The sequence below is a fragment of the Paenibacillus sp. H1-7 genome, from assembly GCF_022354825.1.
Classification (GTDB): domain Bacteria; phylum Bacillota; class Bacilli; order Paenibacillales; family NBRC-103111; genus Paenibacillus_S.
The window spans coordinates 1,130,154-1,145,222 of sequence record NZ_CP031168.1 but is presented as its reverse complement, the minus strand read 5'-3'; the positions used below and the strand labels follow the sequence as shown (position 1 = coordinate 1,145,222).

Annotated in this window: 13 protein-coding genes; all 13 read right to left on the bottom strand. The window is 50.2% G+C overall.

Annotated features, from left to right (window positions below):
• Positions 1-15: 15 nt before the first annotated feature.
• Complete coding sequence (locus DVH26_RS05220; RefSeq protein ID WP_239631870.1) at positions 16-1,197, bottom strand: glycosyltransferase; 1,182 nt, start codon at positions 1,195-1,197, stop codon at positions 16-18.
• 12 nt (positions 1,198-1,209) lie between these two features.
• A complete protein-coding gene (locus DVH26_RS05215; protein WP_239631868.1) occupies positions 1,210-2,403 on the bottom strand; it encodes a glycosyltransferase in 1,194 nt (397 codons plus the stop codon).
• Between the two features lie 11 nt (positions 2,404-2,414).
• Positions 2,415-3,575 carry a polysaccharide pyruvyl transferase family protein gene (locus DVH26_RS05210; protein ID WP_239631866.1) on the bottom strand — a complete coding sequence of 387 codons (1,161 nt, stop codon included), beginning with the start codon at positions 3,573-3,575 and terminating at the stop codon, positions 2,415-2,417.
• A gap of 28 nt (positions 3,576-3,603) precedes the next feature.
• Complete coding sequence (locus DVH26_RS05205) at positions 3,604-4,644, bottom strand: glycosyltransferase (protein ID WP_239631864.1); 1,041 nt, start codon at positions 4,642-4,644, stop codon at positions 3,604-3,606.
• A 186-nt stretch (positions 4,645-4,830) separates the two neighbouring features.
• The gene (locus tag DVH26_RS05200) at positions 4,831-6,639 is read right to left on the bottom strand and encodes an ABC transporter ATP-binding protein (RefSeq protein WP_239631862.1); all 1,809 of its coding nucleotides are present in this window, start codon (positions 6,637-6,639) and stop codon (positions 4,831-4,833) included.
• Position 6,640: 1 nt separating this feature from the next.
• Complete coding sequence (locus DVH26_RS05195) at positions 6,641-7,855, bottom strand: nucleotidyltransferase domain-containing protein (protein ID WP_239631860.1); 1,215 nt, start codon at positions 7,853-7,855, stop codon at positions 6,641-6,643.
• A gap of 14 nt (positions 7,856-7,869) precedes the next feature.
• Entirely contained in the window at positions 7,870-8,331 is a 462-nt protein-coding gene (locus tag DVH26_RS05190) for a lasso peptide biosynthesis B2 protein (RefSeq protein ID WP_239635284.1), read from the bottom strand.
• Positions 8,318-8,623 (bottom strand): lasso peptide biosynthesis PqqD family chaperone, encoded by a 306-nt coding sequence (locus DVH26_RS05185; protein ID WP_239631858.1) that lies wholly within the window; start codon positions 8,621-8,623, stop codon positions 8,318-8,320. Before DVH26_RS05185 ends, DVH26_RS05190 begins: the two co-directional genes overlap by 14 nt.
• Positions 8,616-9,554, bottom strand: a complete 939-nt coding sequence (locus DVH26_RS05180; RefSeq protein WP_239631856.1) for a phosphoenolpyruvate carboxykinase (ATP) — start codon at positions 9,552-9,554, stop codon at positions 8,616-8,618. Before DVH26_RS05180 ends, DVH26_RS05185 begins: the two co-directional genes overlap by 8 nt.
• Positions 9,555-9,696: 142 nt before the next feature.
• Positions 9,697-9,831, bottom strand: a complete 135-nt coding sequence (locus DVH26_RS05175) for a paeninodin family lasso peptide (protein ID WP_239631854.1) — start codon at positions 9,829-9,831, stop codon at positions 9,697-9,699.
• 14 nt (positions 9,832-9,845) lie between these two features.
• A complete protein-coding gene (locus DVH26_RS05170; protein ID WP_239631852.1) occupies positions 9,846-11,786 on the bottom strand; it encodes an asparagine synthase-related protein in 1,941 nt (646 codons plus the stop codon).
• Between the two features lie 227 nt (positions 11,787-12,013).
• On the bottom strand, positions 12,014-13,726 hold the full coding sequence (locus DVH26_RS05165; RefSeq protein WP_239631850.1) for a hypothetical protein: 1,713 nt from the start codon (positions 13,724-13,726) through the stop codon (positions 12,014-12,016).
• 26 nt (positions 13,727-13,752) lie between these two features.
• Positions 13,753-15,039 carry an efflux RND transporter periplasmic adaptor subunit gene (locus DVH26_RS05160; RefSeq protein ID WP_239631848.1) on the bottom strand — a complete coding sequence of 429 codons (1,287 nt, stop codon included), beginning with the start codon at positions 15,037-15,039 and terminating at the stop codon, positions 13,753-13,755.
• Between the last annotated feature and the right edge of the window lie 30 nt (positions 15,040-15,069).

Here is a 15,069-nt window from a genome sequence, read left to right as displayed (position 1 = left end):
TCGTTCCTTTCCTGATTACGTGAATAGTTGATATAATTTATCAATTTCCGCTTCCGTACCCAGCTTCTCCCGGGAGAGATTCATCGACAAACGGTCTCTCAGCTTCTCGTCGTCGATTAAAGCCTTTATTCCTTCAAATACCGACTGCGCATTCATATCGACTATCAGTCCGTTTTGTTTATCCGTAATTTGATCCTTGACCGTTGTGAAATTCGTCACGACGATAGGCTTATGAAGTATTTTGGCTTCGTCAATAGCAATCGATTTACCTTCATTTCGGGAGGGCTGAACATAAATGTCTGCCTCCTTCATAAATGGATAAGGGTTATCCTTAATGCCGAGCAGAGTAAATGCGTCATGGAGACCGTATTCTTCGATCATCCTCTCCAGCTTGGCTCTTTCTTCTCCCTCACCTATGACATACCATTTGACCGGATATCCGTGCCGAACCAACTGATTACACGACTCGACAGCCAGCTCAAAGCCTTTATGATGGTTGAGCCTTCCTACAGAAACGAGTCGGATCGTCTCATCGTCCCAGCCTGTAGGTTCTTCCGCGAGCTTATTTATCGCTGCAGGAGACACGATATTGTACATAATTTCTATTTTATGCTTAATCGCAGGAAATCTGGCTTTTAATATATTTGCGCATTCCTCCGATACCGTCACCAAATAATCCAGCTTGGCAAAATAAGGCTCATCCAACTGAGGATCCATGCCCATCATGTCGTAGTTGCAGTGGATAAAGCCAATTTTCTTGCGCGCGTTCACTTTATCTATGCAAAAGTAAATCGGATTTTTTTCCAGATAACCGATAGCTATATCGTAGGGCTTCTCGACGGCTTGCAGCGATCTCCCTATATATTTCCATACCTTTTGCTCGCAAAGGATCGGATCCTTCTCCCTTTTAAATATGGTGCCGGCCAGCAAGCGGTACAAAGCCACGTCCCACTTTCCCCGCTTTATGCAATCCAGTACCGCTTTCTTGAACGACATATCATAGTATGAATACTCGGGAGGCTCCGGCAGCAGATGGACCTGCTCCGGTATTTTGTTCATGAACAGCCCTTGATGCTTCATCAGAAACAAATCGACCTCATAAGCCGAGTAATCTATCGTTTCCAGCAGCGAGATCAGCGCCTTCTCTGCTCCCCCGCAGGTCAGATTGTTCATTACGAACAACAGCTTCTTTTTCATAGTTATCACCTATCACCCATTAACGAGTCCATAAAATTTATGAATTTCCTCTTCCGTACCCAGCTTCAGCCTGGACAAATTCGTAGACAGCTTCATTCTTAAGCTGTTGTCTTGAATCAACTTCTCGATCCCGTCCGCTATAGCGTCCGCATTCATAGCGACAATCCATCCGTCCCGGCCGTGCTCGATCTGATCCTTGGCTGTGCTGAAATTCGTTACCAGAATGGGTTTGTTCAAAATTTTGGCTTCGTCAATCGCAATCGATTTGCCCTCGAACTTCGATGTCTGGACATAGATATCTGCCTGTTTAATATAAGGATATGGATTGGATCGCAGACCTAATAAATGAAAATGGTCATTCAGCCGGTAATGCTCGATCAGCGCCGTTAATTTCCCCCGTTCTTCCCCTTCGCCAATGATGCTCCATTTCACGTTGTAGCCCCGGTCAACCAGCTTCTTGCACGATTCAACGGCCATCTCGAAGCCTTTCTGGTAATGCAGGCGGCCTACGGATAAAATGACGATCTCATCGTCTTGCTTCTTATAAATATTATCCACCTGCTCGGCCATGGCGTGGATCATCGAAGGAGATACAATATTGTAAATCACCTCGACTTTATGCTGCTCCTCCGGGAACCGCTGCTTCAGGACTTGCGCACATTGTTCGGATACCGTAACGATGCTGTCGAGCTTTTTGAAATAGGGACGATCGAAATTGGGATCCATCCCGAGCTTTTCATAATCGATATGTACCCACCCGACTTTTTTTACTGCATTCACCTTGTCTACGCAGAAGTAGGTCGAGGTATTCTCCAGAAACCCTATCGCGACATCGTAGCTTTGGGGTAGCCGTTTGAGCGATGCCGCTAAGTATTTCCACGTATACTGTTCTTTCCGGGAAATATTGCTGCCCATACGGCTTATCAAAGAGAACATCAGCCTGTTGCACGCCAGTAGGCCATGGCCGCCCAGCAGCAGCTTTCGAAACGATTCAAAGAGCGGCAAGCTGAACAGGCGATATGTATCCGTCAGGGGCAAAAGCCGTACCTGCGGCGGAATATACTCCATGAACAACCCCTCATGCACCAGCAAAAACAGATCGACATCATACCTGTCAAAATCGATTTTGTTTAGCAGCGTAACAAGACTCTTTTCTCCCCCGCCGGAAGTTAAGCTCGGCATAATGAACAGCAGCTTCTTCTTCATCGTATCCCTCATTACTGGACTAGCTTATCCAAGTATTCAACGGCCTTGTAAGACATCTCCTTGATGTGAGGAATCGCCGTCTGCAGCCGTTTTCGGATTCCGTCCTCTTCTTTGACCATCTCATCGAACCTGGCGACGAGCTTCTTGCTGTCCGATATCTCTTGAATGTTCAGCACCAGCTTTTCCCTGCCAAAAAGGTCTTTCGATATTCCCTTCGACTTCACGCTGTATCCCAATACCATGGTCGGCACGAAATTGGAATAAGCAGCTATTGTAGCGTGGGTTCTCGCCCCGATAAAAAATCTCATTCGCGCAATATACCCTTTGTATTGGATCGCGTTCAAATGGTTCGGCAGCAAAATGACGCGACCCGTCTGCTTGTATTCTTCATAATATCGTTGGAGCACCTCATAATCGTCATTGCCGCTTTCAATAACATGCGGAGTCAGAGCAATGGTCATGTCGGTCGTGCGGAGAATGTGGTTGATCAGCTCTTTCACCGCCTGCTGCGACTCCGGATTACGCTTCCATACGAGTGGGCTGAAGTTCACGCCTATCGTATTTTCTTCCTGCCAGCCTTCCGGCAGCTCCAGCTCCTCCTTCTCCATAGTAAACGCGGAGTCCGCGCACAGCTGTACATTGGTCAACCCTTTGCGTTTCAGCATATGGTAGGTCAGCGTTTCGCGGGCAAGAATGAGATCGAAGAGTTTCAGATCCTCGAGCTTTCTTGGAGACATGTCTTCTTCTCCTATGGAGCAGCCCCATAGAACGAGCTTTTTGCCGGATGCCTTCACTCTGCGGTTGATCTCGTACCAGCCCGGCTGCTCCCCGTAGCAATAGTTGTCTCCTCCTATCGACAGGCAGACGTCCATGGAATCGATATGCTTGACGATGTTTTCATGGATTTTGCCCAGTGCATAGCTTTCGTCTCTAAACAGCTTATTTTTAAAAGCCGCAACAAACCAGTCGTACGAATAACGTTGAATTTCGCGGGAGGAACCGTCAAAGATACCGTCCAATCTGGAAATGATTCGGTCCGTTTCCGGCCTATCCGATGCCAGGTAGACCTGTGCTCCGTCGATTTTCTCTTTAATTATGGAAGTGGAAGCCCGAACTATAGCCTCGCATCCCCTATTCAAGCTCCCGCCATGAGCAAACATCATAATTTTCATAAACTCAGCTCCTTTTAAAATGGTATGGCTATGCCCGATTACGGAAGCGACTGTATGCTGTCGCACAATATAAACCGACTATCGATTTCCTCTGAATCATGTTTAAAATGAATTTGTTATAACTTCCAAGGCCCGAGTACTTCTCGCGATAATAATGAGGCAGCGCTTCCCTGACATGCGGATCGCCGATCATCCGGTGCACCTGCTTCCATCTCTGGCCGAGACTGAGCTGGTCCGCTGCATTAAAGTACATGTAAATAAGAGACATCACGTTATGGATGAGCTTGATGGACTTAAGCCGTTCGACTGCACCTGGATCCAAACTCGTCATGTAATTATCATTCATTTCAAACCTGTATACTTCCACCGCTCTGGCGAAGTAATCTTTCTGCTTCATGTTTCTCGTCGCGCTTCCCGCCACCTCCTGGTAAAAATAGCCGGTATAATCGATATAGACGGCGGAGCCAGCATGACGAAAGAACTGCATATTAAACAATCCGTCCTCCCCTAAAGCCACCTTATAAGGAAACTTCACGGCATGCTCCCGAATCAGCTGGCTGCGGTACAGCTTGTTCCATACGGCATTCATCTGATCGGATTGAAGGAAGAAGGTCATTATTTCTTGCTCTATGTAATCTCTGGTCAGGACCGTATCGATCGGAAACGGGTATGTGGTGATCGCCTTATGTCCTTCGAGCTCGCTTTCTACGTTGGAGATGACGACATCGCAATGTTTCTGCTCGGCAGCCTTGTATAAGGTTGCAAACATATCCTTCGCAACGTAATCATCCGCATCGACAAATCCCGTGTATTCCCCAACGGCGGCGCGCAAGCCTGCATTTCTCGCAGCGCTGACCCCTTCATTAGGCTGCTGGATAAGCCGTATTCTGGGGTCCTTCCGCCGATACTGTTCAATGATGTCACCGCTGTTGTCCTGCGAGCCATCGTTGACGAAGATGAACTCGCATTCCCGTAAAGTTTGATTCAGAAGCGAATCCATACAGCGGGGGATATGTTGGGCTGCGTTATAGACCGGGATAATCACACTTACCCTTACGTTTTCACTCATGATTACAATCACTCCACCCCAAACCAATCTCATATGCAATACAAAATGTATCATTCTCTATAAAGAACAATTAGAGCAAAAAAAATGGAACTACCATTACCAAAATGCTGTTGGAAATAGTCATTTTCTCCTATTATGGTAATTCTTTATAACGAACATGTCAATACAATCTAATGTAAAGATTACTTAAGTCGCGGAGATTACTGTCGAATCCTGCATTTGATTGCCAAGCAGGCTGGCAAAGAGCTGGTCTTTCTCCATGGCCAATTGGTAGAAGCCTCCATGCTGTACGATCCGGCCTTGATCCAGCACGATGACCTGATCCGCATTGCGTATCGTCGACAAACGATGGGCTATGACAATAATCGTCATTTTCCCTCTAATCCGGCTCAGCGCATCCTGGATTTTGGCTTCATTCTCGGCATCGAGCGCACTCGTCGCTTCGTCCAATACAAGAATGGCCGGCTTGCGCAAAATAGCTCTGGCCAGCACCAGCCGTTGACGCTCGCCTCCGGACAGCCGCACTCCTCTGTCGCCGATCCAAGTATCGAGCCCGTTCGGCAGCTTTGCGACAAATTCCGCAGCCGCTGCAAACTCCAGCGCTTCCCACAGCTGCTCCTCGCTCGCATCCGGTTGAATCATCAGCAAATTGTCCCGTATGCTTCCGTGAAACAACAGCGGGTCTTGAGGAACATAGCCGATCGATTGCCGGAACGACAGCAAATTGTTGCTCGTGAGCGGAACGCCGTCGATAAGCACCTGCCCGCTTTCCGGCTGCAGCAGCCCCATCACCATGTCGATCAAAGTGCTCTTGCCGGCACCGGATCGTCCGACGATTGCCGTCATTTGCCTGGAGCGGATGTAGAGTCCAATATTTTGCAGCGCATATCGCGGTTCGGTCTTCTGATAGCGATAATAGACCTCACGGCATTCCAGTCCTTCTTCCATGCGAAGCGCCTGCACCTTCGCCTCCGGACGTTCGATCTCCCGGGCTTCCCTGCATTCCTGCTGCAATTGGACCAGGGAGGCAAAAGCCGGCATGGATGACGCAATCTGCTCCAAATTCGATTGGAGCCCTGTGAATCGGGGCCACAACCGCGAAAAAATCATGATGATCAGCAGCAGCTGCTGACCTTGCGTATGGAACATCGTAATGGATGCGTAAATAAATGCGGCAATGAGAATCGTCGAAGCCATTTTGTAATACAGCCTGGAATTCGAGCTCAGTCTGACATAATCATACCGCTCCTGTCCGACTTGACGGTTCCACACCCGCAGCCATTCGATCCGCGACGGCTCCAGCATGTTGCTCTTAATATCCTTGATGCCGTTAAAATGGTCGGTCATTTCCCCCATATAGCTGCGCGCCAGCTCCGAGGTTTGCGAGCCGAGCTGCCTCGATTTGCGGATGAATGCTCGCGAGAAGAACGCGATAATGAGACCGCAAACCAGCACGAAGAGCGTCATCTTCGCCGACAGCCAGAAGGCGATGCCTATCTGAATGAGAGTAAATACGGCGGAAGCCATAAACTGCAGGAACACGTACGTTCCGTTCATGACGCGTCCGAGTTCTTCAGTCATCGAGTTGACCAGATCGGACTTGCGCTTGCGGATGAAAAAGCTCCAGTTCGACCGCATTAGTGCTTCATAGGTTTCCAGGCGGACGTGATTAATGAATCCGGTATGGATACGGACGTCCCGCAAGCTTAATCGGCGTTGAATCAACGCCTGACCGGCCACAATGACGAGGTATGCGCCGAGCACCGTAATTAATGCAGCCTCCATGGGCAGCTGCTTCAGAATGGATAGCCCGTTAAGCAACGGAATCGATGATGCGTTCATATCGATCAGGCCGCTGATGCCTAGCAGCGGAATCAGCAGAAGTATGCCTATGCCATCCAGAAGGCTGATAACCATCATCCCGAACACATTGACATACAAAACGGGACCTGCGTATTGATGCAGCTTTTTGGTAAAGTAAAGGAGGTGCTTCATACTATGTACCTCCTTGCGACAGCGGCTGCTTCTTCGTTTTTCTCCACAGCCACAGGAACGGTCGCAGCGGAAAATAAAGAACATGCAGCCTCTTGGGCAAAGCCAGAGTCTTCGCGTCCTCGGGATACGGATGGAAAAAGCTTAAGATGAACAGCACCTTCTGTTGAAGAGACATTAAGGTGAACAGATGGCGCTTATGGTATTTGGCTACGTCTTCCGGAATCGTCTCTCCATGCAGATTGATCATTTGGCGAATATAATACAGCGCATCCTGCGCCAAACGTCTTGCATGGCGATCTTCGGTAATGGATTTCAGCTCCGGAGGCACCGGAGTATGCAGCAGCTGCGAAGCGAGGATCAATGCTTGCGCACCTACATGGACATATCCGTAAGCGTCCAGCAGCCGGAGCAGCCTGGCCCAGTCCATCTCCTGCCTGGCTATCCGGTCGATATCGGTCAACCACCGGAGGCGGGACCAGCCGTGGCGGGCGCCATGGGAGACAAGAAACAAAAATAAATCCTCTCTTCCCAAATAATAGACAGGATGATGGGTAATCGCGCTTAGCCTTTTCCGCTCCCATAAGGCATGAAAATCGGGTTCTTTGCCTGGACCCGGGTTCAATCTCCAATGAACCTCGATTTTCATCCCTTTCCGAAGATGAAAGAAAGTAATGTGATGGTGTCTCCATTTCCAGTCATTCAATACGGTTTCGATGTAGTCGTCTTTAACGTAGCCCATCTCCTCAAGCAGCTTCTCCGCTTGCTCCAGGCGATCGATCGGAACGAGCACATCCAGGTCGCCGCACGTCCGCTTCGAAATATCGCCGTACAGATCCGCAGCCAGCACCGGACCCTTCAATACAAGGGACTTGATGCCAGATTCGGCAAACAGCTTGCTCAGCTGCTCCATTTCGGCGCTCAGCTTAAGCATTTGAAACGTATTGCTCTGGTAATCGCTGCGAAGCGCTTGGATCCATTGGCGAGGGATCGCCGCTTTAACCTTCCCGTCCTCAGCCATGGTGTGCAGCTTGCCGTACAAGGCTGGATACAAACGGTGATGTCTGACCAGCGAATAAAACCGATCCCAATCGAAACCGTCTGCAGCCGCAGCGGCTTCGGCATTACCGGTATTGTCTCGGTCGTTTCTCATCAAATCGAGCAGCAAAGCCAGTTCATCAGGAAAGAGCGATGTATCGAGGCTAAAGTCTCTGACCATTCCATTATTCACCTTCATTTTTTTCTTATTGCATCCTTCGCGAATTTCCCGACGACGGTAAACCGCTCCATTCCTTCCGCACCGGTGATGTAAAACGGCCCGCTGCGCAGCCAGGCATGGGCGACCATCGCCCCCGACTCGTCTCTCGCCGTTCCCAAGTACAGCGTAGTTGAGATGTGGCGCCTTTCGAGCATTTTCAGAGCGGCTATAGCCCGTACCAGACATCTGCTTTCCCACAGCGTATGTTCGCTCATAATCCGGATCGATTCGCGAACCTTGAGCAGATCGGCTTTATCTCCGTCGCGTTCGGCCATCGTCGTTTCTTCCATCTGGGCCCCCAGAGAAGGAGCCACTTTGGCAAACGGTACCGAAATCAGGATGCGCCCCCATCCCAAGTAGAACAACGCCTCCGTAAACAACAGCATCGTACGAAAATCCAAAGAGCAGAATTTGAGAAACCGGTTAAGCATGATCATGATTTTCTGCAGCCTCAATCAAGTTTTCCTTCGACAGCATCTGGAGGAAAGACAGCACGTGCTCCTCACATTGGTCATGCTCCACTTCATATTCGGACATGAGCTTGGCAACCATCTCCGTCACACAGGTCGGATGCTCCAGCAGCTCCCATATTTTCCCGCCGATTTCACCCAGATTGTAATATTTCCCGTTGTGAACGCTGAGCATAACCTTTTCTCCGCCCATATCACTTACAATGTTGCCTTTGCTTTGAACAAACCATCCTTGCAGCGAAAAGGTTGTGTTATGCATCGTCGTTCCTCCTATGTGCGATTACCATAATTTGCTCGACCAGCTGCGGAGCCGTAAACTCCGTCTGCGGCCGGCGTAATTGGAACATGTCCATCCGATTTACCATCGCAGCGGACATCCTAAAATGCCAATCCGTAAGCCCTAACGAGGGAATGAGAAAATTGCGGTATGTATGGCTAAACAGGGTATGAATCCGGTCCAGCTTCCCGATCGGCCGGCATTGGACGGACGGCTCGTCGCTTTTTACAAGCTCGAACACTCCTGCCAACGGCATCGGATCGGAACAAAATCGAGACGAAACCGGAACGCTGAATTTGTCCAGTCGACCGTATACGGACCGGTATTGATCGGTCTTGAGCCCCAGCCGCTGCAGGCTGTCCTGCCACAGCTTTTGCTGCGGATACGACGGAGTCACATACGGAGTGTTGTCTTTCCAGGATAACGTTACGGCAATGACATCGTCGCTAAGAAGCGGATAGCCTTGTTCCATAAAAGCCGACGCAAGAGTCGATTTTCCCGCTCCCGAGTCCCCTACGATGGCGTAAGCCTTGCCATTGACGGCTACCGCACTGCCATGCAGCGGGAGTATGCTTCTCTGCATAAGAATCGAGCCCATGCAGGTTCCGAGAACGAGCAGCCTCAGTTCATCCGGGTCCGCTTGCTCCATCGGGGTCATTTTAATGAACTTTCCATTCTCGATAGAGAACGTTGCCATATCAGGAATTTGAAACATGACGGTATGCTCTCTAACGACGAATTGATTAGGGCGGCCGGACCACTCGGAGAATTGGGCCGTTACATCTTCCATCCTGATTTCAACGTCTATCGTTCCCGTCTGCTCCTCCATGACGATCAATTCCGGCAGCTCCACATCACTCGATATGGTTAAGCCGAACGCTTTGTACAGCAGTTGATTGCGTGTGTCCAACACAGGCCATTCACTCCAATATATCCGCATTGATGTAAAAGGCCCCTATACTCGCGTTGAATGTATAAGGGCTCTTTTATCATAGCAATTTTACGTAATTCCCTTCAGTCGGCAACTTATGTATGCAATCCAGGCTAGTGATAAATTAGCTCCAAGTTAATTTGTCGCGAGGAGTACCTTCTGGATACGTATGGTCCAAATGGTTACCGCTGTTTGGGTTAAGCATAGTCATGCTAACTTCAAGCACTTCCAATTCAGGCTTTTTCCATTCTTTTTTCATAGTTTCACCTCCTTTCAAGCGAATTTTTTGAGATATCGGTATAGGATCAGGCTGCGCATTAAAATCCGGCAATCCGGGTCCGTAGCCAGCTTGGGATCGGCTTTGTCCCGCATCTTGCTCAATGCCGTCTTGATTACCTCACCGTCTACAAATTCCAGCATTCTTGAATCGGTGCTTAGCTGCTGCAGCTCCCCGATGAAGGAGTCCCAGTAGGGAACCATACGGTGGAGCCAATCTGCACCTTGCACACCCCGAATCCGTTGATTCAGCCTAACCTGGTCCGGCAGCATGTTCTGTGTCGACCTGCGGATGAGTGCCCGATCCACGCCGTTGCGTACGTACTGCTCCTCCGGTACCGATAAGCAAAATCGGATGACCCGGATATCGTTGGTCGGATCCCGCTGCCATAACGCATGGCGTAAAGACAGCTTCGTTACCAGTGTATTGGTGGCGTTCCAGTGGAACACATCGTCATAATGCAGCTTTCTTTGCTTATAGAGGTTGGTGGTAGAGAACCAACCGGTATGATCGAGTCCGTAATCTCTCAGCTTGTTGAATACATCGGTCCGCTTGGCGAATTGCCGGTTGATTAGCGTAGGGAACCTGTAGGGAGCCGTGGACGGAAAAATCCGGTCCATTACGGGAAAGGCTACCCTGGCTACTATCGGAAGCCTCCCTAAACGGGCTCCGCCTGCATTGATACTGTAATGATGCAGCTCGTGAACGAGCCGAAACCATCTCATTCCTTTCAGCAGGGTCGCGTAGTAGTCCAGTGCAGATCCCCAGGAGATGCTCAAGTTTCCTCTGGCGCCGCTCAGCATAACACCGATGTCTTCCTGCTGTCCCTTCTCAAACATGCCCTGAACCCAAAAGGAGTTTTCAAAAAATTTGTAAGGCATTTCCATAACGCAGAGCAAGCTGTCGATATTCGAAAACGAATCCTTCCCTTCAAAGTCAAGGTAATGGTCGTTAATACCGCCTATGTGCTGTACTATCGATCGAATGTATGGCCTTTCGTCCGCCATTAAATATTTGGGCGTATAGTCCTGAAAATCATTCGTCGGAATGTAGCTGAAGGTATGTAACGTTTTGCTCTCCGCCTTTAACTTGTTCGCTGCGAAGCTGACGACCGAGCCGGAATCAAGACCTCCGCTCAGGTGCGACGCTACGCCGCGGTAGGTGCGCAATCGTGAGGTTACCGCCTGCTGGAACACGTCCCGAAATGCTTCGACATACTCTTCATCGCTCTTCAGCTTCAGCCGCTCTCCCGTGACTACCCGGCAATATCTCTTAACGGATACCCCGTTGCCGTCTATCGCGATGCTGTGTGAGGGAGGAAGCTGTTCGATTCCGATGTAGGGCGTTATCGATACATCAGCCGTATCGACGGAAGCCGTTATGGCCAAATATTGGGCCAGCCATTGCTCGTTCAGCTCCCTGCCCGTGTAGGGCAGAGCTAGTATCGGCTCCATTACGGTGCAGAAGGCAAAGCGCCGGTGGTCTGCATAATAGTATAGAGTCCGGCTTCCGGAAAAGTCTCTTGCGCCGAAGAGCCGATGCCTCCGCTCATCCCAAATCATAAAAGCATAATCGCCTATCAGGTGATTCGGTGCTTCATCGCCCCATTTATCGTAAGCGAGTATAATCAGTTCGCTGTCCGTTAGGGTGCTTCGCCTGCCGTGCTCTACCTGCAGCTGGTGAAATAACGCATCGCGGTTGTCGATAATGGCATCAGCCGTGATGGCAAGCCGGCGTTCCGAATCATAATGCGGCAGTACCTCATGAACTGATTCCGGAGTAATATGCTGTGCGTGACATCCGAGAAATACGCAGCCGCTGCTCCAGACACCGGCACGATCCGCCGGAAATTTCTCAAGGCAGGACATCAACATCCGTCCGTGCTCTATAGGAATGGCTTCCTGATCGATTTGAAAAATACCGGTTATCGCGCTCATTGCATCCTCCAGCATGGTGCGTAATCTAATCACTTGACCGCAATGTCGTTCTTATTAACGAACATTCTTTGTGCAAAACAGCTATAACCTTTGAAAATATTGCCTATTTTCCATTCAAGGTTATCTATAACGATCACTTTTTGTTCTTTATTAAGAACAATCTAAGAATAGCATCTTCCCCTTACACTGTCAACGGGGATAAAGTTATTTTTATCTCCCGCATCAAGCTACTGCTGCAAGGTAGCAATTAGACGGTCCGCCTGACCGAACGGCGTATCGATAGTTTCATATAGACGGAGCGTCTGGGAAAACTCGAACAGCACCGAGTCCATATGAATCGTCTGCAAACCGTTGACCAGCTGGTTCTCTCCCGTAAACGGCAGCGTCTTGGAGCCGATGATTTTGCCCTCGCCGTCTACAATGACTACTTTCATCTTCGGGAAGCTCTTATCGACAACGGCTTCGTCCTCAAGACGAATGTCCAGATCTAGCTTAAGCTTATAGGAATACGGCAGGCTTTCTTTAGCGGAGCCCATATAGACGTCCACCTTCCAGCTGTTGACCTTTACGGTAAAAGGATAAAAGGCAAGCGCGCCGTCGGCCTTCTCCGGCTGAATTTGCGTCTTGAATCTGGCGATAGGAATCGCATAGGGAGCAACGGTTTGCCCGTCCAAAATGTCCATCGTCAGCTGATCGCCGTTCTCTGTGCTTGGAACGATAAACGAATAGTACATGACATAGCTAATATTCGGCACCAGCGTTTCCGCCACCGTTGTTTGTCTTATGCCGGTATACTTGTTGCCTCCCGCGCTCGTAAGCTGTGCCTGAAACTGCGGGATCGGCATCGGCTTATCGCTGCGGTTTTGCAGCTTGAATTTGGCTACGGCGGCCTTGAAGCCTCCGCCTACGCTTTCATGCATATGCAGACCTACCAAAGCAACGCTTACTTCCGGCTGAATGATCTGGTTCAGCTTATCGAAACGAATCGGCTCGTTCCATTGGTATGCATCCGCAGGAGCTGCAGATCCGCCCGCGCTGCCGTTGCCCGGAAGCAGCACATTCAGCTGGCCGATCGTATATTCGATCTTCGTCTTGTCATCGATCATGAACGTTTCCGGAATCAGAACCGTCAAGCTTTTGAGCTCATCCTTGCTGCCGGCAGGAAGAGCATAATGGATATACTGCTGCTCGCCCGCATCGAGGACGGCGGTCTCCTTCTCCAGCTTGGTGCCGACGAACACTTTTTTATCCGACTTCGCATTGATGCGGACGTCCGCAATCGGCTTCTTCTTGTCGCCTTTGTTTACGGCAAGCAAGCTTAGAATCGTTTTGGGTCCTTGCGGCGTATTTTCCTCCGACAAGCTGACCGGCTTAAACTCGAGCGCAGAGGACACGGCCGGGATCGTAAATGGCTCCCCCCACGCAATAGTTGAAGACGGATCGGTTAGAGTTCCCAGGTCGCCCCTCCATTCAATAGAAGAGACAGGAATGGTCAGCAGCGGCTTCTCCACTCTCGGCGAGACGAATTCGTCGACATCAACCCACGACAGCTCCGTTATATCGAACGCGTCGTCTCGGTCCACTACGATCATATAGCTTAACTCCACCGTTTCTTTCGGTTGAATGTTAATGGCGTTGTCCGCACTGGGACGAAGCGTATACTGTATACCTTCGGCCGTCTTGGCTCTAACCTCCGAATCCGGAACGCGGATCAGCCGTGTGCCTTCATTGTAAAGCCGAACGATAGCGCCGACGCGGGTCCCTTCGGGCACCTGTTCGTTAAGAATGCTTTTTACAGCCGCTTTGATGGAATTCGGCAAAGTATAATTTTGCGCAGGGGTCTGGCTTTCCTGGGCAATGGCAAGCAACGATGCCGAAGGGATAAACAACGAGACAAGCAACACGAGCACAGCAGTGATTTGTTTCCACTTCTTTATCAAATCGGTTCACTCCAATTTAGTATTTGCTACTCGACGACAGCGCGAACTTTCTCTTTATCCCGAAGCTGACCCGGATTGGACGTAACGACCAGTTCCCCTTCCTTCACTCCGGATACGACCTCCTGGAGCGGCTCGTTGGTTCGGCCGAGCTGAACCTTGCGCTTCTCCACCGTATCGCCGGCCACAATGAACACGTAGTTATCCTCGCCTTCCTTGACGATGCTGAACGACGGAACGGTCAACACGATTTGATCCTTCTCCTCCGTCAATTGAACCCGCACCTTCATTCCCGGCTTCAACGCCATGTCCGAATTGGGTACATCCAAATTCAGCTCATACGATTTCAATTCGGGGTCGATGACCTTGGAGAGAAAGCTGATCGGGCCCTTCTGCCTTTTGGCATCACCGGCCAAGTAGTAGCCCAGCTCGGTTTTGCCGTTGGCAAACCGCGTTTGCTCCTCGGAAAGCTGTGCTTTGATTCGAATCGGGTCTAGCTTCTGAACGAGCCCGACCTTGCTTCCTTGCGTTACGGACATTCCCGGTTCAAAAGGCATCTCCGTTAAAACGCCGTTCACCGGCGCCTTCACTTCCAGGTAACTCATGGCTTGGTCCACCTGAAGCAGAGACATTTGCGCCGTTTTCAGCTGAACCTCCAGCTCTGATGTCGCATCAATTGGCTCTACAGAAGCCTGCTTCTGCTTCATCTGCTCGAGGTCGAACCGGCTGTTTTTCAGCTGAACCTCCGCTTGATATACCTGGGCCTTGGTCGCCAGTCCGACCTCATAGTCGTTCTTCGCTTTATTGTAGGCTTTGGTCAAATCGATTAACGTTTGCTCCATCTTTTCAATCGTGCTGTTCATGTCGCGCCGCTGATTCTCCATATCTTTGCGCGCTCTGTCGCGCGCTTTGCGGATGGCATCCTCTGCAGTCTGCACAGCCAGCGCCGCCCGTTCTCTCTGAAACTTCGCTTCGCTCGAGGTCATGCGGAAGATGACTTCCCCTTCCTGCACCACGTCACCGCGGGCTTTAAGCACCCGCTCTACGTCCCCCGATGCCTTCGCGACAAGCTCGAACTGCGCGGACGATTGCACGGTGCCCGTCAGCTCGATCGGGTCGCCGATTTTTTGCTTCGTGATCTTTGCCGCCTTGATGCTCTTCAGCGAAGGTGCCTGAGCTTGCTCTTGTCCTGCAAGATTAGTGTTCGATGCTAACGGGATCGTCTCCGAGCATCCGGCCATAATAACGAAGCTGAGCGCCAAAATACAAAACGTTCTGACCCTTCGCCGATGCGGTCCTAATCTTTTTCTTCTCATGGCTGTGAACCCTCTCTCCTTACAACGATT

Bases quoted from the DNA above. Each gene is read 5' to 3' on its own strand.
- DVH26_RS05215 (WP_239631868.1), bottom strand. From the start codon at position 2,403: ATGAAGAAGAAGCTGCTGTTCATTATGCCGAGCTTAACTTCCGGCGGG.
- DVH26_RS05190 (WP_239635284.1), bottom strand. From the start codon at position 8,331: ATGATCATGCTTAACCGGTTTCTCAAATTCTGCTCTTTGGATTTTCGT.
- DVH26_RS05210 (WP_239631866.1), bottom strand. From the start codon at position 3,575: ATGAAAATTATGATGTTTGCTCATGGCGGGAGCTTGAATAGGGGATGC.
- DVH26_RS05220 (WP_239631870.1), bottom strand. From the start codon at position 1,197: ATGAAAAAGAAGCTGTTGTTCGTAATGAACAATCTGACCTGCGGGGGA.
- DVH26_RS05185 (WP_239631858.1), bottom strand. From the start codon at position 8,623: ATGCATAACACAACCTTTTCGCTGCAAGGATGGTTTGTTCAAAGCAAA.
- DVH26_RS05170 (WP_239631852.1), bottom strand. From the start codon at position 11,786: ATGAGCGCGATAACCGGTATTTTTCAAATCGATCAGGAAGCCATTCCT.
- DVH26_RS05195 (WP_239631860.1), bottom strand. From the start codon at position 7,855: ATGGTCAGAGACTTTAGCCTCGATACATCGCTCTTTCCTGATGAACTG.
- DVH26_RS05175 (WP_239631854.1), bottom strand. From the start codon at position 9,831: ATGAAAAAAGAATGGAAAAAGCCTGAATTGGAAGTGCTTGAAGTTAGC.
- DVH26_RS05200 (WP_239631862.1), bottom strand. From the start codon at position 6,639: ATGAAGCACCTCCTTTACTTTACCAAAAAGCTGCATCAATACGCAGGT.
- DVH26_RS05160 (WP_239631848.1), bottom strand. From the start codon at position 15,039: ATGAGAAGAAAAAGATTAGGACCGCATCGGCGAAGGGTCAGAACGTTT.
- DVH26_RS05205 (WP_239631864.1), bottom strand. From the start codon at position 4,644: ATGAGTGAAAACGTAAGGGTAAGTGTGATTATCCCGGTCTATAACGCA.